This window comes from Halomonas colorata (assembly GCF_014897985.1).
GTDB lineage: Bacteria > Pseudomonadota > Gammaproteobacteria > Pseudomonadales > Halomonadaceae > Vreelandella > Vreelandella colorata.
In genome coordinates, this window is the sequence record NZ_JABUZA010000003.1 from 103,922 (window position 1) to 125,448 (window position 21,527).

A 21,527-nucleotide genomic window follows, 5' to 3' on the forward strand; every position below is an offset into this window, starting at 1 on the left:
ATCAGCAAGGGTAGCCAGACTGCTCGCCTAGCTCTCCTGAATCACGTTTAACGTAAGCCCCGCGGCCTGCAGGTAAGCCTGCTCCTGCTCAATGTCGGTGCTGAACAGCGTGGGCTCTTCGCTGACGGGTAAGGTCAGCGTCAGGCTTTGTTCATCAGCGCTGATGGATGGTAGTGGCGGGGCGCTTTCCGGGCGGGAATGATTGAGCAGTACCGCCAGACGCAGCAGCTGGGCGAGCTTGGCGCTATGGGCCTGTTGCGCCTTGGGAAGTGCTTGCCACTCTTTGAGCGGGAACTTGCGCCGGTGGGCACGTACCAGAAACGCCAGCTGATGCTGCTCAGGGCGCGAGAAACCCGCCAGGTCGGAATGTTCCAGCAGGTAGGCGCCGTGGCGATGAAATTGGCTGTGGGAAATCGCCAGGCCAATTTCGTGTACATAGCTTGCCCACTCAAGGTAGTAGCGGTGCTCGTGGGTGAGCGACCAAATGCCTTGTACCTGCTTAAACAGGCGCAGCGCGGTGTCAGCCACGTTATCGGCCTGGCGGGAATCCACATCATAGATTCGCTGAAGGGTCTCCAGGCTTCTGGAACGGGTATCCTCAGCGCTGTTGCGCCCGGCCATATCATAGAGCACGCCCTCGCGCAGGGCGCCATCGGCAAAGCGCATTTGAGGTAGGTCAAAGGCTTCGAAGATGGCACTTAAAATCGCGATTCCTGCCGGGAAGACACGGGCGCGGTCAGGCTTAAGCCCATCCAGCTCCACCTTATCCAGGTGTTTGCACTTAATGAGGCGCTCACGCAGCTTCTTGAGGCCGCTACGGGTAATCACGCCCTCGCTGGGCGTGTCGCCGTAGGCGAGTAGAACGCTGGCTGCTGCTTTAATAGTGCCGCTGGAGCCCACCGGGTCCTCCCAGCCCAAACGCTGGTAGGGGCGCTGAATATGGGCAAGCTCTGATAGCGCGGCAAGCTCGGCGCGGCGCATGCGTTTTTCGCTGAGTTCACCATCAGGGAAGAAACGGCTGGTAAACGTGATGCAGCCCATGCGCAGGCTTTCAAGCGCCTTGGGCTCAAACTCCTCGCCAATAATAAATTCTGTCGAGCCGCCGCCAATATCAACAATCAGGCGACGCCCGTTTTCTGCCAGCGCATGGGCAGCCCCTAGATAGATAAGCCGGGCTTCTTCACGTCCTGCGATAATCTCGATGGAATGGCCCAGCTGCGCTTCGGCGCGCTCAATAAAGGCCTGGCTATTATGCGCATCGCGTAGGGCGTTGGTACCCACAATGCGCAGGTTGGCGCTCTCGATATCACTTAAAAAGGGTGCAAAACGACCCAGGCAGTCTAACGCGCGCTGCATGGCAGCTTCGTTAAGCTTGCCGTCTTCATCCAAACCAGCGGCTAGCTGGACCTTTTCGCCCAAGCGGGCAACGACTTGAAGGCGCTCATTTTGATAGTTGGCCACCAGCAAGTGGAAGCTGTTAGAGCCGAGGTCGATCGCGGCTAAACGCTGCGGAGCCGTGCTTTCTAACTCGCTAGATGGAGCTGTGACTGAGGCTGAAATGTCCTTGGGCATGAGCTATCCTTGGTATTGGCTATGCCAAGGTTGCGGTGCGCTCTGGCTATTGTCAATTGGCAAAGACTTGCGTTTATCACAGGGCTTGACTACCATCGAACGACTGGCTTGATTCGACCTGGTAAATGACAGTGTGCTGGCAGTATTAATTATTGACAGTAGCGGTTAAAATTCGCAGCGGTTAAGATTAATCCTGTTCTCTGAGCCTAAGCAGCACTTAAGCCTAAGCAGCACTGTTGCCTTGAACGTCGACGTTTACATGAAAATGGCATTAACGTTAGTGTCGTCTTGATGGTTATCGGCGTTACCCGTATTGATGAAGTCGTATTTATTTAACGCTGTGCTTACCCAACGCTGCTGCTTGTAGTATTTTTCGATGCAGATGTTGATGAAATTTTTAGTGTTGACTAAATAGTGCTTATCCAGAATAGTACTTGTCCATTATAGTACTTATCCAGATAGCATCAGCCAGATTTCCAAGTCGTCAGATAACCCGTTGATTGGTTCTTTCCTTATGCTAATCACAGCAAACAACTGCTAGCACTCTCGAACTGAGCAAGAACTCATTGCGCACTTGCCATGAGTTAGTACATGCCTAATGACGTATCTTCGAGTATGTGCCCTATCGGGATCTGAACGCATCACACGGTGCCTAGCCATATCATTACGTGCTACGCCTCCTGTCTTATTTTGGCGCTTGCGCCTAGCTTCCATGAGCAATTTTCTAACACACCGATGAATCTCACTGAACTCAAGCAAAAAACCGTTCCCGAGCTGCTCGATATCGCCCGCGAAATGGGTATCGATAATCTGGCCCGTTCGCGCAAGCAGGACATCATTTTCGCCATCCTCAAACGACACGCTAAAAGCGGTGAGGATATCTATGGCGACGGTGTGCTGGAAATTCTTCAGGATGGCTTTGGCTTCCTGCGCAGCGCCGACAGCTCGTATCTTGCCGGACCGGACGATATCTACGTATCGCCCTCGCAGATCCGCCGTTTCAATCTGCGCAAAGGCGACTCCATTTCCGGCAAAATTCGTCCGCCCAAAGAAGGCGAGCGCTATTTTGCCCTGCTCAAAGTTAGCCAGATCAACTTTGACCGTCCGGAAAATGCCAAACATAAGATTCTCTTCGAGAACCTGACGCCGCTATTCCCGAATGACCGTATGCGGATGGAAATCGGTAACGGTTCCACCGAAGATCTTACGGCCCGCATCATCGATCTGACCGCACCGATTGGTAAAGGTCAGCGTGGCTTGCTGGTGTCTCCGCCCAAAGCGGGTAAGACACTAATGCTGCAGAATATCGCCACCTCGATTACGCGCAACAACCCTGAGTGCCATCTGATCGTACTGCTGATCGATGAGCGCCCGGAGGAAGTTACCGAAATGTCGCGCACCGTGCGCGGTGAAGTGGTGGCTTCCACCTTCGATGAGCCGCCGGCGCGCCACGTTCAGGTCGCTGAAATGGTCATCGAAAAAGCCAAGCGTTTGGTTGAGCACAAAAAAGACGTGGTCATCCTGCTTGACTCGATTACCCGCTTGGCGCGTGCCTACAACACCGTCGTGCCGAGCTCGGGTAAAGTGCTGACCGGTGGTGTCGACGCTCATGCCCTTGAGAAGCCCAAACGCTTCTTCGGTGCGGCGCGTAATATCGAAGAAGGCGGCAGCCTGACCATTATTGCCACGGCCCTGGTAGATACCGGTTCGAAGATGGATGAAGTTATCTTCGAAGAGTTCAAGGGTACCGGTAATATGGAAGCGCACCTTGACCGCAAACTGGCGGAAAGGCGTGTTTTCCCAGCAATCAATATTCGTCGCAGCGGTACGCGGCGTGAAGATCTGCTGGCGTCTGAGGAAGAGATGCAGCGCATGTGGATTTTACGCAAGCTGCTCAACCCGATGGAAGATACTGCTGCCACGGAATTCCTGATTGATCGTCTGAAGGATACCAAGACGAATCTTGAGTTCTTTGAAGCGATGAAGCGCCGCTAGGATTGATCGATACCTGCTAGGGCTGATAAGCACCTATCTGAGTTGATTAATACTTACATGGCGGCGTAAGCCTATCGGGGAGTGTGTCTTGAAGTATAACGACTTGCGCGACTTCATCGCGGCGCTGGAAGCGCGCGGTGAACTCAAGCGTATCCAAGCCGAAGTCGATCCTTACCTGGAAATCACCGAAATTTGCGACCGCACGCTGCGTGCCGGTGGCCCGGCGCTTCTGTTCGAGAACGTGAAGGGTCACGACATGCCGCTTTTGGGCAATCTTTTCGGTACACCCAAACGTGTGGCGCTGGGGATGGGGCAGGAGTCGGTCGAAGCGCTGCGTGAAGTGGGTAAGCTGCTGGCCTTTTTAAAAGAGCCTGACCCGCCCAAGGGGTTGAAAGACGCCTGGGATAAGCTGCCCATTTTCAAGCAGGTGCTTAGCATGGGGCCTAAAACCGTTAAGCGGGCCCCGGTGCAGGAAGTCGTTTTTGAAGGTGACGAGGTTGATCTTGATCGCCTGCCTATCCAGCACTGCTGGCCGGGCGATGCGGCGCCTTTGGTAACATGGCCGCTGGTCATTACCCGAGGCCCGCATAAAAAGCGTCAGAATCTGGGGATTTACCGGCAGCAAAAGATCGGCAAAAACCGCTTGATCATGCGCTGGCTCTCCCACCGTGGAGGGGCGCTGGATTTCCAGGAGTTTCAGCAAGCGCATCCTGGCGAGCCTTTCCCGGTTGCCGTGGCGCTGGGTGCTGACCCTGCCACGATCCTGGCGGCCGTGACCCCCGTTCCTGATTCCCTCTCCGAATATGCGTTTGCCGGGCTTCTGCGCGGCTCACGTACCGAACTCGTTAAATGTGGTCATTCAGACCTTGAGGTACCCGCTTCAAGCGAGATCATTTTGGAAGGGGTTATCTATCCCGATGATATGGCGCCGGAAGGCCCATACGGTGATCACACCGGTTATTACAACGAGGTGGATCACTTCCCGGTCTTTACGGTCACTCGCATGACCATGCGTCGTGATGCCATTTATCACTCGACCTATACCGGGCGCCCGCCGGATGAGCCAGCCGTTTTGGGGTTAGCACTCAACGAAGTGTTTGTGCCAATACTCTGCAAGCAGTTTCCTGAAATCGTTGACTTCTACCTGCCTCCGGAAGGGTGCTCGTATCGGATGGCGGTCGTCACCATGAAAAAGCAGTATCCCGGCCACGCCAAGCGCGTAATGATGGGCGTATGGAGCTTTTTGCGTCAGTTCATGTACACCAAGTTTGTGATTGTGCTGGATGACGATGTCGATGCGCGCAACTGGGAAGACGTGATCTGGGCGATCACGACACGCATGGATCCGGCACGCGATACCGTGATGGTGGAAAACACACCCATTGATTACTTGGATTTCGCCTCGCCCGTGTCAGGCCTGGGCTCCAAGATGGGCCTGGACGCGACCAATAAATGGCCGGGTGAAACGGACCGTGAGTGGGGCACCCCCATCGTGATGGATGAGACGGTTAAAAACCGCGTTGACGAGCGATGGGAAGAGCTAGGGATTGGTATTCCCCTGCCTGCTCCGCGGCACGGCGGTTAAGTTTAGTGGCGCATCGCTGATTGATTTTTTACAAAGAGGTTTTCATGAGCGCAAGGACGTTAACCTGCCAGGTAACGGCCGTTGAGGATTTAAATCCTGACGTATTTGGCGTAACGCTGGAAGGCCGCGCAGAAGCAATGCAGCATGCCCCCGGTCAGTATTTAGAACTCCGGTTGGATGACACGACTTGGGTGCCGTTCTCGATTGCCAGTGCCGAGCAGGGCGATGGCGTGATCGAGCTGCATATTCAGCACTGGCCCGAGCGCGATAACTCGGCGCGGTTGCGCAATCTGCTGCAAGTAGCCAACCAACTGACCCTGCGCTTGCCGGGCGGTGAGTGTGTTGTTGACCCGAAAAGTCAGCGTCCGCTAATGCTGATTGCCGCAGGCACCGGTTTTGCGCAGATGAAAGCCATCGTTGAAGCTACGCTGCGTGATCAGCCCGAGCGGCCGATTTCCCTGTGGTGGGCCGCCCGCGAACACCGTGATCTGTATGCTGAAAATCTGGCGTCTGAGTGGGCCCGGCGTTACCCCCAGATCACCTTTCAGGCCGTGACTGAATTCCCTCTGACCGAGCCACTGGCAAGCGGTGAGCGAATTCATCATCACCAGGGTCGGATCGACCTGGTCCTGGAAAAGACTGCGCTTACGTTTAGCGATTACGATATTTACCTCTCGGGCTCGCCCGGCATGGTGTACGCCTGCCTGGATATTCTGGAAGCCAAAGGGGTAACCCGCGAGCGTGTCTTCTCAGACGTATTTGCCTACGCGCCGCGCCCTTGATTGATGCAAGAGGAAAAACCTGCCCGCGTTTGCCAAATGCATTGTTTTGCGATAAACAGTTTTGCGATAAACAGTTGCCATTTGCCAAGCGTAAGGGCAGGATAAAGCCATAGCGTTTTAAAAAGGCTGATTTTTAAAGCGATTGGTATTTTAAAACGAAAATTTTATAGAATTGCATTTCGCAGAGCCTACAGGCTTGCCAATGATTAGGAAAAATATGCACACCTACGCGTCTTCTCACACTGCTAACAGTTTGCCCTTGGTGGCGGTTGGCGTGTGCATGAGCGTTGTTGCCTATTTTGGATATTGGTTTAGCCACGGTGTGCCCGCGGCCGGCGGTTAACGTCGCGCTACCAGGCACACCGACTAGGTTGCCTGCCGAATATAGCCCCGGTTGGTAACCCAATCGGGGCTTTTGCGTTTTAAGGCTTTCGCCATAGGAATGTCATTAAGGAGCTGCACCATGATGTATCGCGCATATAACGTCACTATCGCTACCGGCTATGTGGGCTATGGCTATGGCTGGCGATTTAGCGACGCGCGGTCGGTGCAAGCTGCCACCTCCGACCGTGCTTGCCTGGGTGGCAACGTCAAACGATGTCATGCGCTACCGGAGAAACCTTTATGAATGCCCCAGCAAGCCTAGCCCTTAGCTCAGAACGTAATGGGACTCCCATTACTGTCAGCACGCCCAGCACGGAAAAGCTGCTTCCCACACCGACCGAGCTGCGCCAAAGCGTGGCGGTAGGCGCCCATTTAAGCCAGCAGGTATCCCAGCAGCGCCAGGCGGTTCAAAACATTCTGAGTGGCCAGGATGATAGGCTTCTGGTCGTGGTAGGGCCCTGCTCTATCCATGATCCTGACGCAGCCCTTGAGTACGCTGACCGTCTCGCTTCATTAAGTGAGCAAGTAAGTGAACAGCTTTTACCCGTAATGCGGGTCTATGTTGAGAAACCCCGCACCACCGTGGGCTGGAAGGGGCTCGCCTATGACCCGGATTTAGACGGCAGCGGCGATATGGCCAAGGGCATTACGCTCTCCCGGGAGCTGATGCATGCCGTTGCCGCCCGCGGCCTGCCGGTGGCAACTGAGCTGCTTCAGCCCATGCTCGCGCCTTACCTGGATGATCTTTTAAGCTGGGTGGCGATTGGGGCGCGGACCACCGAATCACAGCTGCACCGTGAGCTTGCGAGCGACTTAGCCGCCGCAGTGGGATTTAAAAACGCGACCAGCGGTGATGTGCAGGTCGCAATCGACGCCATGCAGGCAGCGGCCCATGGTCACCAGCGTTTCGCTCAAGACAACAATGGGCGGCCCATCATGCAGCAAACGGCCGGTAACCCGCATACACACGTGGTGCTGCGCGGCGGGCATGGCGAGCCTAATTATCAGGCAGCGCATGTTCAGGCAGCTATCAAGGCGCTGCATGAGGCCGGCCAGAACCCGCGGTTAATGGTTGATTGCAGTCACGCCAATGCGCGTAAAGATCACCGCCGCCAAAGTGAGGTGATGCTGGATGTGCTCGCCCAGCGGCAGGCAGGTAATGCCAATCTGGTTGCCCTGATGCTGGAAAGTCATCTATTTGAAGGCAAGCAGCCACTGCAGCCGAATGCCCTGCGCTATGGCGTTTCAGTGACCGATGCCTGCGTTAGCTGGGAGGCAACCGAGCGGTTACTAAAAACAGCCGCCGAGCGATTAAGCTAACGTTTGACCACTCAGGTTTTTAGGTTCTGTCTGAAAAGTTGCCGAGCGCAGACACTTTTCAGACGAACCTTAGTAACCCAGGCTTGTTTGCTATGGTCAGCCCCGTATCATAGAGCGTTCTATTAGATGACGAGGTTGGCCATGGTTTTTACCCTCGAACAGCATGATTCACACAGCTATCGCCGCAAGGCACGCATGATCAGTTTTGCAATGGCGGGCCAGCTGCTTATTTTTGGAATGCTGTTCTCCATGCTGCTGACATCCACCTTCGGCAGCAGCCTCTGGCTATACGCGCTGGGTGTTTTTCTGGGGCTGCTGGCAACCAGTGCGCTATTTGCAGTATTGCGCGAACGCCCCTGGATGACCGAGATGCGTTACGTCTGGCAGTTAAAGCAGCACTTATCGCAGATTAGCGGTTATTTACCTACGCTCCGCCGCGCGGTCGATGACGACAACAAAGCGGCACTTAATATTTTAACCTTTTACCATCAGGGTATTACGCAACTGGCTGAATTGAATGGCCGGTCGCCTTCCCAGGATACTGTCTGGGTGGCAGAAGCCAATCATATAAAAGCCAAGCGGGAAGCGTTTGGGCTATCGCCCACGGTTGATACCTTTGACTCGCAAGATTTACACGCTTTCAAGCGAAGCTGATCCACGACACAATAAATCACGCGTGCAGGGAGCATTTGTTAATGACACTGGTGTCCAATCCACTTCCGTTAATCGCTGCGAGCGCACTGTTAGTCGCGCTAGGCGGCTGTGCCTCAACGGCCGCTCCGGTCGGCGAGTCAGGCAAAATGACCGTGAACAGCAGTGCACCGCTACTGCCGTCGGTACTTTTTTCCGGAACGGCCGAGCGCTTTCAGGGCTGGCACTGCCAGCCGGCTAATCAGCACTTGGTTACCGCAACGAATACCAGTGATTTACGGCTTTGGTCGTTGCATGGTGCCTGGCGGTTACCTCAAGCCGTGGTAGCCAGCGGAGCGCGCTATCAAGACGGCAGTATCAGTTTTTGGAATCGTGGCGATAAGGCCATGGTAGAAACGCCGCGCGGTCAGCTGCAGTGCACGCTGAGTGAAGAGCGAGCGGCCATTACCAGGGCGGAAAAACCGGGTGTTATGTTCTGGGGGCAAGGCAACGAGCCGGGCTGGACGGTGGCGTTAGCGCACGACGCACCCACGCTAACCATGCAGCTCAACTACGGGGAAGAGCGTCTTGAGTTTCCGTATATGATGAGCGTAATGGATAATGACGCGGGTCGAGTGGTGCTTGAAAATGCCCGCGTTGAGCCGTTTTTTCGCCTGCGTATCGAAGCCGCCGCCTGTTTTGACGACATGAGCGGCAAGCCTTTTCCCGCCCGCGTAACGCTTACCTATGCCGGCGAGCAATATAGCGGATGTGGTCAAGGTATTGCCCCTTAACGGTCTTAACGCGTAGCTGTTAGCAGCGGTAGAGAAAGCGCTCTGCGCGCCAGTGTGTGGCGATAAAATCACTGGCGCATAACGCTGAAACATTTCCTGAAGCACGTGCAGCAAGCCTTGAAAGCGTGGCAAGGCTCAGGCCACGCACCGCACTTACCTGCTTGCTGGTTGCCACTGGGACCCAGCGATTATCCTCAAGAGTGGCGAGCGTAAAGCTAAATGGGTGAAATCCTGGAAAGCCTAGTCGGATATCAGTGGCGAGTAGCGTTTCCTTGCCATCAATCCAGCGAACTTCGTAGCGTAAAAAAGGGCCGGTAAACCATGTTAACCGTTGGCCTAACGGGCCGAAAAGCGCCGTCTCTTCCAGCGCCGTATTTCGCCATAGGGGTTCTAGCTGGGGGAGGCGAGGCGCATCGAAGATGCTGATAAGGCTCTCATAATAGCGGTCTTCATCAATCACCGTGGCCCGCCATAGCACAATGTTAAACGGTGTTGGCTGAATCAATACAGGGGCCTGCGTTAACCCCTGCTCAGCAAGAGCCGGGGCCAGACGCTGCTCCACACTCCACTTGGCGCCTGCTGCCAGGGCTAGATACACGCACGATACGGCAAGACCCAGACCACAGTATTTGCGCACCTGCTGAGATACCAGCGCCGTTCCCAGGCCTATCAAAAGGGCCAGCGTATAAATCGGGTCAATAATAAAGATGATCGGCCATGCCACCGGCGGCGTATCCAGCGGCCAAAAAAGCTGCGTACCGTAGGTCGTTAGCGCATCCAGCAGCGGGTGAGTCACCAAACATAGCGTAAAAAAGCACCACCAGCGGGATAGAGAAATATCCCGGGCAGGCGCAAAGCGTGTACACAGCAACGCAAGCAGCGTGGCGAGGCCGGTCAGCACCAGTAGCGAATGAGAAAAGCCGCGGTGCTCTGTCACATTGGCAATAGCATCGCCATAATCCAGCGCGACATCCAGGTCAGGTAGCGTACCCAGCAGTGCTCCAACCAGCACAGCTTTGCGCCCCAGGCGGCGGCCGAGTAGCGCTCCACCTACAGCAGCGCCTAGCGCAGCCTGCGTGATTGAATCCACTGGTTTCTCCTTTTAGCGATACCCGTTAATATGGTCTTCAATTATTTATTGTACAGAGTTATTGGGTTGAATGCTGGGTGTCACATTTTTGTCAAGAGATTTGGCGCTCATGGCGCCCAATCTGGCACTTCCTCTGGCGTTAATCGGCCAGCTGCGCAATCATCACATCTGCGTCATCTCAGCCGCGACGAGTACACTGGATTGTTATCACCAAAGGAGTTAGAGCATGCAATATTTACACACTATGGTGCGTGTTAAGGATTTAGACGCTTCACTTCGGTTTTACTGTAATTTGCTGGGCCTAAAAGAAGTGCGCCGTAAAGAGAATGAAAAAGGTCGCTTCACACTGGTATTTCTGGCCGCCCCGGAAGACGAAGAGCGCTCCGCGCAGTTAACCGCTCCCGAACTCGAATTGACCTATAACTGGGATCCGGAAGAGTACACCGGCGGGCGTAACTTTGGTCATCTGGCTTACCGCGTGGATGACATTTACGCACTCTGCCAGAAGTTTCAGGACAACGGCGTCACCGTAAATCGCCCGCCGCGCGATGGTTATATGGCGTTTGTAAAATCGCCTGACGGAATTTCTATCGAGCTTCTGCAAAAAGGCGACGCGCTAGCCCCTCAAGAGCCCTGGGCTTCCATGGAAAACAGCGGCAGCTGGTAAGGACATACAACATGCTCATGAAAAAACATCGCTCCCGAGCCTGCCTGCTGCCGTTTCTGGCCCTTACCGCCGTGTTGCTCAGCGCGTGCAGCAGCACCCCGGGCGAACCACAGCTTAACGACACACCGCGCCACACAGGTTTGTCAGGCCCGATAGTGGATCAGCGCTGGAACCTGCTGCTGGTAGGTACCGATGAACGGCTATCGTTTGCGGAAACGCCATTTTTCACGATCTCGAAGGATGGAAAAGTGGCGGGCTTTGACGGCTGTAACCGCTTTACCGGCAAGGTAAGCCTTGGGGAGAGCCACCGCATCGATTTTGAAGGGCTTGCCACCACACGCATGGCCTGCCCGAATATGACGGATGCCAAGCAAGTAACGGACATGCTGGACACCGCTTACCGCTACCTGATCGATCACGACCGCCTAGTGTTCTTTGGCCCGGATAGCCGGGTTTTAGGCGGCTGGCGCGAAGCGAACTAGCAGGGGCTGGCAAGAACTTGTTCAGTACATTACGACTTGGTTTTTGCCAGCTCTTTTCGCTAAATACATGCCTCGATCCACCTTTTCCAGCAACTGGTCGGAAGATTCATTGGATCGACTCAGCGTCAGGCCAATGCTAATAGTCACTTTACCGGTAACGGGGAATACATGCTCCTCAACCGTGCGGCACAGCCGGTTTGCCAGTTGATAGCTGGATTTTTGATTAAGCCCCTTGGCGATCACAATAAATTCTTCTCCACCCCAGCGCCCCAAATGATTGTCAACACGGAGTGTTTCCTGCACCAGTGACGTCATGCTGCGTAAAATATCGTCGCCCACTGCATGGCCGTAGCTATCGTTAATCTGTTTAAAGTCATCGATATCGAACATCATTAGCGTAAACGGGGTGGCTGAGTGCCGAAGGGCCTCGATCACCAGTTCGGTATAGTAGCGATTCCAGCATCGAGTTAATGGGTCGGTATGAACAAGCCCTTTCAGTTGTTGGTTGGTTTTGATGAGTTGTTGATTAAAATGCACGACCTCCACGGCGGTAATAGCCACCGCTAGATCATCTGCCAGTTCCATGACCATGGAGGCCTCTTGGGGCATCCAACAGCTTAATGAGTTTTGAACCTCACTACCCGCCATGGGGAGCGGTATTAAAGGCTGTTGACGGAACAGGAGCAGCCAGCCTAAGTGGTTGCTAGCCAAGCTGAGAGGGGCCGCCAATCCACCCTGGCAATCGCCCGTTAATTCCGTGACTTCATCCAAGGGAGTAGAGGACTGGTTCAAACGTAGCTGTTGTTGAAAAAGCTGGCGTTTAGAGGGGCAATCGCCAAAGCAGTACAGGTCTTCCTGGCAAGCGATCACGATGCCGCTGGCTTGAAAAATATGGCACCAGCTATCGCCATGATGCTGAAGTAGTTGCTCAATAGACGTGAAGCGTTTGGTGTCCCTGGAGAGAAGCCTGCGGTGTGTTTTCAGCCTTAACTGATGCTTGGCCAAGCGCTCGGCTTTCAATAACCGTAATCGCTGGGCAGCAATGTCAATCAGAACGTTTACCCACTGTGCTGGGCCGGTATAGGTCGAAGGTAGGTGGCCGATATAGCCCCATATCCCGTATTCCCCTTTTAATTCATAATATTGTAGCCCCAAACCGTGCAGTTCCTCTAGCGATCGGACCGACAGTATCGCTGTGTCAGGGGCTGCCACGCTGTTTGGAGGGAAACAGTAGGTCAGGCGCAGTTCGCCGGTTCCCAGTCGCCTGAAAAGCGCCACTGGTTGATTGCCTGTTAACCCGTGTAGCGTTTGTGCCAAGTGCTTGAAAAGCTCGGCAGGCGTCGTTGCGGTGCATAACACCGACAGTGCGTGATAAAGGCTGTCGAGATTCTGAATTGGTGAATCAGGTGTGCCACCCATCATGAATGACTCCTCAAGCCAAGAGCGTTCGCTCGCACCACCATTGCCGGGTGTTTGAGTTAGCGCGAAAAAACAAAATTGAATTAATGATTCAATCAAAAGGTGAACCGTTATTCAACTGTTATTGAACAATCGATTCACATTGGCGGCATGAATGAAAAGACTATGTTCGCCGAGCGCTTAAAGGCCGCGATGCAAGCGGCAGGTTACGATGTACGGCCATCAGTGCTGGAGCGTGAGTTTAATTTGCGCTATTGGGGCAAACCGATTACCTTCCAGGCCGTCAGGCGCTGGTTGCGGGGAGATTCGATTCCAAGTCAGGATAAACTACAAGTATTAGCGCGCTGGTTAACCGTCGACCCTCACTATTTACGCTATGGTGAGACCGCGACGTATAGCATCAGCGAGCCTTCAGCGGCTTGGGACGTTTCCTCAAGCTGCGAAGAGCGGCAAGTATTATCTTTATATCGTAGTTTACCGCTAGCCCAGCGGAAGGTCTTACGCGAAGTCATGGAGACGTTTGCTAAAGCCTATTTAGGTGTTGATGCCTCTGGTGATGGAGAGTAGTTTGCTGACCGGTTAGAGTTTTGTGTCTCTCTGGTGAGGTGCTGCTGTAACGATTACTATATAGGAGGAGTGTAAAACGTTTCTGCGCTGGAGATCACCCATCCTTGTTGCAGGTGCACTGTTTTAACGTCGAATCTGCGAGGGGATCATGCCCGTCCATCGCTTCAGCGCCTTTCGGAAGCCCGCGCTGTTGCTGAAACCCAGAAGTATGGCGATGTCGAGCACGCTGAATTTCGTGGTTCTGAGATATTCATGGGCCAGCGTCGAACGCACTTCGTCTGCGATGATCTGGAATGTTGTTCCTTCGGCTTCCAGTCTTCTCCTCAACGTCTGGCTGGTCATGTTCAGGGTGCAGGCGACCTGTTCCATACTCGGGAAATCGCCGGGCAGTTCCATCAGTATCCGGTAAACTGAACTGGATGCGCCGGTCGCGGCTTGCGCCTGGCCCATCAGGCGGTCGCAGGTTTCCTGCATGAGGGCTGCAATCGCTTTACCGGCAAAGTAAGCCTTGGGGAGAGCCACCGCATCGATTTTGAAGGACTTGCCATCACACGCATGGCCTGCCCGAATATGACGGGATGCCAAGCGGGTAACGGACATGCTGGACACCGCTTACCGTTACCTGATTGACCATGAACGGCTGGCGCGAAGCGCATTAGCATGAAGTAGAACAGAGGCAATGCCTTACAACCATCATGCCTGCATAAAGCGGACATGATGGTTTTTGTAAAGCTGGCTAGGCAACGCTTCAATTTTGACTTTCTGCTATTGAAGCCGTTTTTTAGCCGCAATGCAGTAGGCATTAAATCTTATTAACGTTCGGGAACACCTTCTCCAATCTTAACCGGCTTACCGTCTTTCCAAATAACCGCATAATGCTCTAACCGCTTTTTACGATCCATTTCCTTATGCACAGCCTGTTTCATAGCTTCAAGGGCTTGCTAGGCAAAGGGAGAAGGCGTGATTTGCTCGGTATTCACGATGTGGCTATCTCCAAGATATGCTGGTAATACTCATGATGAATAATCTGTCGTGTTTACCCTTGCTGCTTGAATATTGGTTCTGGCTCCATACCGCTATTCATAAAGCACAGGCATTCATCGACAGCATAGCTATAGCGCATGAGTAAATTTGAAAGGCTACGGGAAAGCGCCGCTCTATATCCCTTTTGGGAATGCTATGTCCACCGTGTGAAACACGCTCAGCAACCTGCCCCGTTTGGGCCTGCAATGATCCAGCAAGTAGGCATAGGCTAACTCCAGGTACAGGCAACACCGCTTGGTGCCGCCCGTCATTTCAGTGGCTAACCAGCCTACAACGCTTCAATTTTGGCCTTCTGCTCCTGAAGCAGCTTTTTAGCCGCTTGGAACTCGGCCAGCTTGCCGCGCTCTTTGTTGACCACTGCCTCCGGCGCCTTGGCGATAAAACCATCGTTGCCGAGCTTTTTCTCGATGCCGCCGATCAGCTTGTCCTGCTTCTCGATCTCTTTATTCAGGCGGGCAAGTTCGGTGTCTTTGTCGATCAGATCGGCCATCGGCACTAGCACTTCCATATCGCCTACTAGCTGTGTTGCCGAAAGCGGCGCATCGTTGGGGTTTTCAAGCCAGGTGACGCTTTCAAGCTTGGCAAGCTTGGCCAGAAAGTGGCGGTTACTTTCCAGGCGCTTGGCGTCTTCGGGCTGGCCTTTGGTCAGCAGCACGTCCAACGGCTTGCCGGGGGCGATGTTCATCTCAGCGCGAATGTTACGCACGGCGATGATAACGCCTTTTAGCCACTCGATATCGCGGGTCGACTGCTCGTCGATTTTGCTCTCATCAGCTTCCGGCCAGGCTTGCAGCATCAGCGAAGCGCCTTCGCCCATAAACGTACCGGCCAGGGGCGACACGCGCTGCCAGATCTCTTCGGTAATATAAGGCATCATCGGATGAGCCAGGCGCAGGATGACTTCCAATACGCGCACCAGCGTCCGGCGGGTACCGCGCTTGGCCTCAACGGAGGCACTGTCGTCCCACAGCACCGGCTTGGAAAGCTCCAGATACCAGTCGCAGTACTCGTTCCAGACGAATTCATACAGCGCTTGAGAGGCATGGTCGAAGCGGTACTCGTCCATTGCCTTGGTCACCTGAGCCTCAACCTTCTGCAGCTGGGAAATAATCCAGCGGTCCGCCAGGGAAAGCTCTACTTCACTGCCATCGCTGCCGCAGTCTTCGCCTTCGGCATTCATCAGCACATAGCGTGAGGCGTTCCACAGCTTGTTGCAGAAGTTGCGATAGCCATCCAGGCGATTCATATCAAACTTGATATCGCGCCCGGTGGTAGCCTGGGAGAGGAAGGTAAAGCGCAGCGCATCGGTGCCGTGGGCTTCGATACCGTCTTTAAATTCGTCCTTGGTCGCTTTGGCAATCGCCTTGGCCTGTTTCGGCTGCATCATATTGCCGGTGCGCTTTTCAAGCAGCGCGTCCAGCGTGATGCCGTCGATAAGGTCGATCGGATCGAGTACGTTGCCCTTGGATTTGGACATCTTCTGGCCCTGGCCGTCGCGCACCAAGCCGTGGACATACACGGTCTTGAAGGGCACTTGGCCAGTGAACTTCAGGGTCATCATAATCATCCGGGCAACCCAGAAGAAGATAATGTCAAAACCTGTGACTAGAACGCTGGTGGGGTGAAAGATTTCAAGCTCCGGGGTTTTTTCCGGCCAGCCAAGCGTACCAAACGTCCACAGGCCCGAGCTGAACCAGGTATCCAGAACGTCCTCGTCCTGGGTGAGTACCAGATCGGCATCCAGTCCGTGCTTCTCACGCGCTTCGGCTTCGCTACGTGCAACGTACACATTGCCTTCGACGTCATACCAGGCGGGAATACGGTGGCCCCACCACAGCTGGCGAGAAATACACCAGTCCTGCAGGTCGCGCATCCAGGCAAAGTACATGTTTTCGTAGTTTTTAGGTACGAACTGGATCTCGCAATCCTCAACCGCTTTAATGGCCGGTTTGGCCAGCGACTCAACGGCCACAAACCACTGGTCGGTCAACAGCGGCTCAATCACATCACCCGAGCGGTCGCCATAGGGCAGAGTGTTGTTGACGGCTTCCACCTGCTCCAGCAGGCCAAGTGCGTCCATGTCGGCGACAATCTGTTTACGCGCTTCAAAACGATCAAGGCCTGCGTACTTGGCGGGCAGGCTAGCGTCTTCTTCAGGCTGGGGCTGGCCCTTAAGGTTAAAGATTTCCGCCTGTTCAAGAATCGCGGCGTCCTTGGAAAAGACGTTGATCAGCAGATGGTTCTGGCGTTTGCCGACCTCGTAGTCGTTGAAGTCATGAGCCGGGGTGATTTTTACACAGCCCGAGCCTTTTTCCATTACCGCGTGCTCGTCGGCCACGATAGGAATGCGCCGACCCACCAACGGTAGTTCAATGAACTTGCCGACCAGCGAGGCGTAACGCGCATCTTCCGGGTTGACCGCGACGCCGGTATCGCCCAATAGGGTTTCCGGGCGGGTGGTGGCCACAACCAGATAGTCTTTGCCATCGTCGGTTTTAACCCCGTCGGCCAGCGGGTAGCGGAAGTGCCAGAAGCTGCCCTGCTGCTCCTTGTTTTCCACTTCCAGATCGGAAATGGCCGTGTGCAGGGCCGGGTCCCAGTTGACCAGCCGTTTGCCGCGATAGATTAGCTTTTCTTCGTGCAGGCGCACGAAGACTTCCTGAACGGCTTTGTAGAAGCCGTCGTCCATGGTGAAGCGCTCACGGCTCCAGTCGACGCTTGCGCCCATGCGGCGTAGCTGGCGGGTAATATGTCCGCCCGACTCTTCCTTCCACTCCCAGATTTTATCCGTAAACGCTTCGCGGCCCAGATCGTGGCGCGTCTTGCCCTCTTCAGCAGCGAGTTTGCGCTCCACCAGCATTTGCGTGGCGATACCCGCATGGTCGGTGCCTACCTGCCACAGCGTGTTGTTGCCCTGCATACGCTTCCAGCGCGTCAGGGTATCCATGATGGTGTCCTGGAACGCATGGCCCATGTGCAGGCTGCCAGTCACGTTGGGCGGCGGAATCATAATTGAGAACGGCTTACCGTGGCCCGTCGGGGCGAAGCGGTTGTCGGCTTCCCAGCGTTCGTACCAGCGGGTTTCAATCTGTTCGGGTTGGTAGGTCTTTTCCATGGGGAGTCGGCTCACGGCTTGCAAAAAAATGGCGATAAGTATAGCGCGATAAGCGCTAGGGCGTCAGGTCCTTGGCGTGTGACGATTTAGCCCGTGCATGGCGATTAGCCCAAGCACCGGCCCAGGCAGCAGCCACCAGATAACGGCTACCCCCTGGCTTGACCAGAGCGCCGTTACCAGCGCAATCGAAGGAATGGTTAACCCAAAGCCCACCGCATTCATCAGCGCCAGGGCGGCGCCTAGGCGTTCGGGCGGGGCGTGGGCGGATGCCAAAGCCGAAAACTGCGCTGAATCAGCAATCACGCTAACACCCCATAAACCCAGAAGGGTAAGTAATAGCCAGGGCGAAAAACTTCCCAGCAAGGGATAAAACAGGCAAAGCACGCCGGAGGTCAGTAGTGCCACGAACGCGACATGGGCGCTGCCTGCCTTACGGCTCCACCTTCCCGCCCATACACAGCCAGGCAGGCCCAGGGCAATGACGGCAAAGCTTAGCCACGGCTGAAGGCTCGCGGCGCCGTTGAGCCGCTCGAGCTCGCGGGTGACCAAAAAGGGTACCAGCGCCCAGAACGCATAAAGCTCCCAGCAATGACCGAAATAACCCAGGGCGGCTTTACGAAACTGGCGCTGCTTGAAGGCGTTAAGCCCAGCCCACGGGCGGCCAATACTTGCCTTGGTCGGCAGGTGGGGACCAACGCCCAAACGAAAAATCATATACGCGGCCACCAGCGCCAAAAGAGATGCCAGCAGCAGCGGCCACTGCCAGGGAAGATGCAGCGTTAAACCGCGCAGTAAGTGAGGAGAGGCGATGCCCAGCGTTAACATGCCGACCAGCCAGCCCAGAGCCGCGCCCGCATGCGAAGGTGTCCAGCTAACCACCAGCTTCATGCCCAGCGGGTAGATGCCTGCCAGGCATAGGCCGGTGGCAAAGCGTGCCACTGCCGCCAGCATTATGCTGTCGGCAACGCCAATAAACGCTGCGTTGATAAGTGCACCGAGCACCGCTGACAGCGCAAACAGATGACTGGCTCGCATGCGGTCGGCAAGGCCGGTAATGGCGATTAACAGCGTGCCGGTGATAAACCCGGCCTGCACCGCGATGGTCAGTAAGCCAAGATCACCTTCACTAAGACCCACTGCCTCCTGCAATGCCAAACCAACGCCATTAACACTGAACCACAGCGAGGTGCCAAACAGCTGGGCGAGGACGATAACTGCCAGTGGATAGCGGGTTAGCCATGAGGAGGTCAGCATTAGTGCTCTCGTGCGTTGAGTTATTGTTGAGTATCCAAAGAGAACTACGCCTGTTCGCTCGATAAGCGAGCTCGAGCGCTTTCAATAGATTGATGCAGTTTGGCCTGCAAGGCCTCGCGGGATGGTAGGACGGTCAGATATTCCGCCACGTGAATGCCGCTGTTATCCAGCTCCAGCAGTTCAATCTGTTCCTGTTGCTTACCGGCACAGAGAATTATTCCTAGCGGCGGATTTTCATCGTCTTCTTGCTCATGTTTAGCTAGCCAGCGCAGATAAAGCTCCATCTGGCCTTTAAATTCAGCCTTGAAACGCCCCAGTTTAAGATCGATCGCTACCAGCCGCTTAAGCTTGCGGTTGTAAAACAGCAAATCAATGTAGAAATCCTCGTCATCAATCTGAATGCGCTTTTGGCGCGCCACAAACGTAAACCCTGCACCCAACTCCAGCAGAAATTGCTCAATCTCGCGAAGGATAGCGTCTTCCAGATCTCGCTCCAGGTAACGATCATTTAAGCCGAGAAAATCCAGCACATAAGGATCTTTCAACAGTAGCTGTGGTGAGGGCTGACCAGCGTTACGCAGATTTTGTAACTCATGATGAATGGTTTCATCTGGCTTGCGGGAAATAGCGGTTCGCTCAAATAACATTGACTGGATGCGCTGCTGTAACTGACGAGACGACCAGCCTTCAAGCTGAGATAGCTCGATATAAAAATCGCGCTTGAGCGAATCGTCGAGATAAATCAGGCTTTTTATATGGGTCCAGCTTAACTGTCTCCGCAGTGCGGAGACTTTCTCCTCTTCAGGAAATGTCTCGGCGAAGCGGATCATATGGCGTAGATTCTTTGCCGAAAATCCTCGGCCGTACTCACTCGTTAATTGTCTCCCCAGTGAAGAGACAATTTGCTCACCATAACCGGCCCGCTCTTGCCTCAGAACTTCCCGATGAATGCGGTCGCCTAATTGCCAATAGAGAAGCGTTAATTCAGCATTGACGGCAATTGCTGCCCGCTCCCTTGCTACGTCGATTAATTGGCGTAGCTCAGGCAGGAGTGTTGAATCCTGAGTTGAAGGCTGGTTCATATCGTTTGGTCCTTTCGATCAACAAGACCTGAATTATGCTCTTCGGGGTTTGATTGGGCGCTTCGCTGATTGTTCTGGCCATTACCCAAGCTTATGCGGCACCACTTCATGCCCAAGCTCTTTATAACGCTGCCAGCAAGCGCGCTTGGCGACCAGAACGTGTTGATGCTGATTGATAATTTCTGCAACGCGCGCATAGCGTTCAACGCCGTCAGGAATATCGGGGTGCAGATTGAGGAGCGCGGTTTCTTCTTTAGGCGTGGGCAGTGTCTGCCAACCCAGCGTTATCGGTACGCTGGCCGCCATCTCGCTGTCTTCAAGCGCGTGGGGCAGGTAGGCGTCCTCACGAAAATTCCACAGGGCTGCGTCCGCCTGTTCGGCAAGGGCCTTGTCTTCGCAGTGAAGGTGCAGGCGGTAGCCTTTGCGCCAAATGGTTTCGGCCAGCTTGCAGGCGAATGCCAAGCGCGCTTCTAAAGTGGTATCAGGGAGAATATAAAAATCGATGCGCGCCATAGCGGCTCCAGCGTTTGCCAAGCTCTCTGAAAAGGCTTTAAAAGCGCTTCAAAGCCATTCCAAATAAGCGTCATCGCCGCCGCCATTGCTGGCGGCGGCGGGGGAGACATTACACCAGCTGGGTAAGCCAGCCGTGTTTGTCTTCGCTGCGGCCGTACTGGATATCCAGAAGCGTCTTGCGAATGCGCATGGCGACGTCGTTACCACCGTCGCCGTTCAGGCGAATGCGCTCGTTTTCCGTGACCAGCTCGCCTACCGGCGTGATGACCGCGGCGGTGCCACAGGCGAACACTTCGGTGATCTCGCCGGAAGCCGCGCCGTCACGCCACTCATCAATACTGATCGGGCGCTCTTCCGGGGTCAGACCCATGTCTTTGGCAAGGGTGAGCACCGAGTTGCGGGTCACGCCTTCCAGAATGGTATCCGTCAGGCGCGGGGTGACCAGACGGCCATCCTTGAACACGAAAAACAGGTTCATGCCACCCAGTTCCTCGATCCACTTGCTTTCCGCAGCGTCCAGAAACACTACCTGACCACAGCCGTGAGATTCGGCTTCCTTCTGGGCGGCCAGTGATGCTGCGTAGTTGCCGCCGCACTTGGCAAAGCCGGTGCCGCCCGCGGCTGCCCGCTTGTAATGCGAGGAGAGCCAGATGGATACCGGGCTGATGCCGCCCTTGAAGTAGGATGCCGCTGGGGATGCGATCACGTAGTAGTCCACTTCGTGAGCCGGGCGCACGCCCAGGAAGGCTTCCGTGGCGATCATGAACGGGCGAAGATACAGGCTGCACTCGTCAGCATCGCTTTGCGGCGTGGGTACCCAGCTATGGTCCTGGGCCAGCAGCGCCTTGATCGAACCGATGAAATCCTCATCCGCTAGCTCAGGCAAGGCCAAACGGCGGGCACTACGGCGGAAACGCTCTGCGTTTTTCTCAGGGCGGAAGGTCCAGACCGAACCGTCAGCATGACGATAGGCTTTGATGCCTTCAAAAATTTCCTGGCCGTAATGCAGCACGGAGGCGGCCGGATCGAGCGTTAGCGGGCCGTAAGGGCGCACCTGGTGGCCGTGCCAGTCGGCATCAACCGTCCAGCGGACATTGACCATATGGTCAGTGAAGTACTTGCCAAACCCTGGGTTGGTCAGGATGTTGTCACGGATACTATCGGCCGTCGGCTGATTGGACGGCAGGATTTCAAAACGAGTCGTAGAACTAGTGGGCACGGCGTGTTTTCTC

General features: G+C 54.9%; 19 protein-coding genes and 1 pseudogene. 11 read left to right on the forward strand and 9 right to left on the reverse strand.

The features are described from left to right. Nucleotides 1-27: 27 nt before the first annotated feature. Complete coding sequence (ppx, locus tag INT33_RS02790) at nucleotides 28-1,572, reverse strand: exopolyphosphatase (protein ID WP_193091026.1); 1,545 nt, start codon at nucleotides 1,570-1,572, stop codon at nucleotides 28-30. 735 nt (nucleotides 1,573-2,307) lie between these two features. On the opposite strand from ppx, the gene rho reads away from it, so the two are divergent. The 7 genes from rho (at nucleotide 2,308) to INT33_RS02825 (ending at nucleotide 9,062) form a co-directional block, all read left to right on the forward strand. Further along, a complete protein-coding gene (rho, locus tag INT33_RS02795; protein WP_193091027.1) occupies nucleotides 2,308-3,567 on the forward strand; it encodes a transcription termination factor Rho in 1,260 nt (419 codons plus the stop codon). An 88-nt stretch (nucleotides 3,568-3,655) separates the two neighbouring features. After that, nucleotides 3,656-5,152, forward strand: a complete 1,497-nt coding sequence (ubiD, locus tag INT33_RS02800; protein WP_018918240.1) for a 4-hydroxy-3-polyprenylbenzoate decarboxylase — start codon at nucleotides 3,656-3,658, stop codon at nucleotides 5,150-5,152. 44 nt (nucleotides 5,153-5,196) lie between these two features. Further along, entirely contained in the window at nucleotides 5,197-5,934 is a 738-nt protein-coding gene (locus INT33_RS02805) for an NAD(P)H-flavin reductase (RefSeq protein ID WP_193091028.1), read from the forward strand. Nucleotides 5,935-6,397: 463 nt separating this feature from the next. Beyond that, complete coding sequence (locus INT33_RS02810) at nucleotides 6,398-6,562, forward strand: hypothetical protein (protein WP_192538077.1); 165 nt, start codon at nucleotides 6,398-6,400, stop codon at nucleotides 6,560-6,562. Beyond that, nucleotides 6,559-7,638, forward strand: coding sequence for a 3-deoxy-7-phosphoheptulonate synthase (locus INT33_RS02815; RefSeq protein ID WP_226940039.1), 1,080 nt, complete (start codon nucleotides 6,559-6,561; stop codon nucleotides 7,636-7,638). Before INT33_RS02810 ends, INT33_RS02815 begins: the two co-directional genes overlap by 4 nt. Before the next feature lie 141 nt (nucleotides 7,639-7,779). Next, nucleotides 7,780-8,292, forward strand: a complete 513-nt coding sequence (locus INT33_RS02820; RefSeq protein ID WP_193091029.1) for a DUF3087 family protein — start codon at nucleotides 7,780-7,782, stop codon at nucleotides 8,290-8,292. A 41-nt stretch (nucleotides 8,293-8,333) separates the two neighbouring features. Continuing rightward, nucleotides 8,334-9,062, forward strand: a complete 729-nt coding sequence (locus INT33_RS02825) for an MliC family protein (protein WP_193091030.1) — start codon at nucleotides 8,334-8,336, stop codon at nucleotides 9,060-9,062. Nucleotides 9,063-9,081: 19 nt separating this feature from the next. On the opposite strand, the gene INT33_RS02830 is transcribed toward INT33_RS02825, so the two are convergent. Then, nucleotides 9,082-10,152, reverse strand: coding sequence for a metal-dependent hydrolase (locus INT33_RS02830; RefSeq protein WP_193091031.1), 1,071 nt, complete (start codon nucleotides 10,150-10,152; stop codon nucleotides 9,082-9,084). Nucleotides 10,153-10,378: 226 nt separating this feature from the next. Between INT33_RS02830 and gloA the strand changes: the two genes are divergently transcribed. After that, complete coding sequence (gloA, locus tag INT33_RS02835; RefSeq protein WP_193091032.1) at nucleotides 10,379-10,819, forward strand: lactoylglutathione lyase; 441 nt, start codon at nucleotides 10,379-10,381, stop codon at nucleotides 10,817-10,819. 11 nt (nucleotides 10,820-10,830) lie between these two features. Beyond that, the gene (locus INT33_RS02840) at nucleotides 10,831-11,301 is read left to right on the forward strand and encodes an META domain-containing protein (protein WP_193091033.1); all 471 of its coding nucleotides are present in this window, start codon (nucleotides 10,831-10,833) and stop codon (nucleotides 11,299-11,301) included. Between the two features lie 21 nt (nucleotides 11,302-11,322). Here INT33_RS02840 and INT33_RS02845 read toward each other — a convergent pair whose 3' ends face one another. Next, the gene (locus INT33_RS02845) at nucleotides 11,323-12,723 is read right to left on the reverse strand and encodes a GGDEF domain-containing protein (RefSeq protein WP_226940040.1); all 1,401 of its coding nucleotides are present in this window, start codon (nucleotides 12,721-12,723) and stop codon (nucleotides 11,323-11,325) included. A 99-nt stretch (nucleotides 12,724-12,822) separates the two neighbouring features. On the opposite strand from INT33_RS02845, the gene INT33_RS02850 reads away from it, so the two are divergent. Further along, nucleotides 12,823-13,287: a transcriptional regulator gene (locus INT33_RS02850; RefSeq protein ID WP_319643907.1), complete on the forward strand. Its 465-nt coding sequence runs from the start codon at nucleotides 12,823-12,825 to the stop codon at nucleotides 13,285-13,287. A gap of 123 nt (nucleotides 13,288-13,410) precedes the next feature. Here INT33_RS02850 and INT33_RS21425 read toward each other — a convergent pair whose 3' ends face one another. Continuing rightward, the gene (locus INT33_RS21425) at nucleotides 13,411-13,761 is read right to left on the reverse strand and encodes a helix-turn-helix transcriptional regulator (RefSeq protein ID WP_319643908.1); all 351 of its coding nucleotides are present in this window, start codon (nucleotides 13,759-13,761) and stop codon (nucleotides 13,411-13,413) included. Here INT33_RS21425 and INT33_RS21085 point away from each other — a divergent pair. Then, nucleotides 13,762-13,951: pseudogene (locus INT33_RS21085) on the forward strand (META domain-containing protein); the annotation flags it as partial. 648 nt (nucleotides 13,952-14,599) lie between these two features. Here INT33_RS21085 and INT33_RS02860 read toward each other — a convergent pair. The 5 genes from INT33_RS02860 to INT33_RS02880 form a co-directional block, all read right to left on the reverse strand. Further along, nucleotides 14,600-17,446, reverse strand: coding sequence for a valine--tRNA ligase (locus INT33_RS02860; protein ID WP_193091035.1), 2,847 nt, complete (start codon nucleotides 17,444-17,446; stop codon nucleotides 14,600-14,602). Between the two features lie 63 nt (nucleotides 17,447-17,509). Then, nucleotides 17,510-18,700, reverse strand: a complete 1,191-nt coding sequence (locus tag INT33_RS02865) for an MFS transporter (protein WP_193091036.1) — start codon at nucleotides 18,698-18,700, stop codon at nucleotides 17,510-17,512. A gap of 44 nt (nucleotides 18,701-18,744) precedes the next feature. Then, nucleotides 18,745-19,782: a PDDEXK nuclease domain-containing protein gene (locus tag INT33_RS02870; RefSeq protein ID WP_193091037.1), complete on the reverse strand. Its 1,038-nt coding sequence runs from the start codon at nucleotides 19,780-19,782 to the stop codon at nucleotides 18,745-18,747. An 81-nt stretch (nucleotides 19,783-19,863) separates the two neighbouring features. Then, nucleotides 19,864-20,295 carry a DNA polymerase III subunit chi gene (locus INT33_RS02875; protein WP_087109941.1) on the reverse strand — a complete coding sequence of 144 codons (432 nt, stop codon included), beginning with the start codon at nucleotides 20,293-20,295 and terminating at the stop codon, nucleotides 19,864-19,866. Between the two features lie 109 nt (nucleotides 20,296-20,404). Next, a complete protein-coding gene (locus tag INT33_RS02880; RefSeq protein WP_018918220.1) occupies nucleotides 20,405-21,514 on the reverse strand; it encodes a branched-chain amino acid aminotransferase in 1,110 nt (369 codons plus the stop codon). Nucleotides 21,515-21,527 lie beyond the last annotated feature (13 nt).

Bases quoted from the DNA above. Each gene is read 5' to 3' on its own strand.
- ppx (WP_193091026.1), bottom strand. From the start codon at position 1,572: ATGCCCAAGGACATTTCAGCCTCAGTCACAGCTCCATCTAGCGAGTTA.
- rho (WP_193091027.1), top strand. From the start codon at position 2,308: ATGAATCTCACTGAACTCAAGCAAAAAACCGTTCCCGAGCTGCTCGAT.
- INT33_RS02805 (WP_193091028.1), top strand. From the start codon at position 5,197: ATGAGCGCAAGGACGTTAACCTGCCAGGTAACGGCCGTTGAGGATTTA.
- INT33_RS02810 (WP_192538077.1), top strand. From the start codon at position 6,398: ATGATGTATCGCGCATATAACGTCACTATCGCTACCGGCTATGTGGGC.
- INT33_RS02815 (WP_226940039.1), top strand. From the start codon at position 6,559: ATGAATGCCCCAGCAAGCCTAGCCCTTAGCTCAGAACGTAATGGGACT.
- INT33_RS02820 (WP_193091029.1), top strand. From the start codon at position 7,780: ATGGTTTTTACCCTCGAACAGCATGATTCACACAGCTATCGCCGCAAG.
- INT33_RS02825 (WP_193091030.1), top strand. From the start codon at position 8,334: ATGACACTGGTGTCCAATCCACTTCCGTTAATCGCTGCGAGCGCACTG.
- gloA (WP_193091032.1), top strand. From the start codon at position 10,379: ATGCAATATTTACACACTATGGTGCGTGTTAAGGATTTAGACGCTTCA.
- INT33_RS02840 (WP_193091033.1), top strand. From the start codon at position 10,831: ATGCTCATGAAAAAACATCGCTCCCGAGCCTGCCTGCTGCCGTTTCTG.
- INT33_RS02845 (WP_226940040.1), bottom strand. From the start codon at position 12,723: ATGATGGGTGGCACACCTGATTCACCAATTCAGAATCTCGACAGCCTT.
- INT33_RS21425 (WP_319643908.1), bottom strand. From the start codon at position 13,761: ATGCAGGAAACCTGCGACCGCCTGATGGGCCAGGCGCAAGCCGCGACC.
- INT33_RS02860 (WP_193091035.1), bottom strand. From the start codon at position 17,446: ATGGAAAAGACCTACCAACCCGAACAGATTGAAACCCGCTGGTACGAA.
- INT33_RS02865 (WP_193091036.1), bottom strand. From the start codon at position 18,700: ATGCTGACCTCCTCATGGCTAACCCGCTATCCACTGGCAGTTATCGTC.
- INT33_RS02870 (WP_193091037.1), bottom strand. From the start codon at position 19,782: ATGAACCAGCCTTCAACTCAGGATTCAACACTCCTGCCTGAGCTACGC.
- INT33_RS02875 (WP_087109941.1), bottom strand. From the start codon at position 20,295: ATGGCGCGCATCGATTTTTATATTCTCCCTGATACCACTTTAGAAGCG.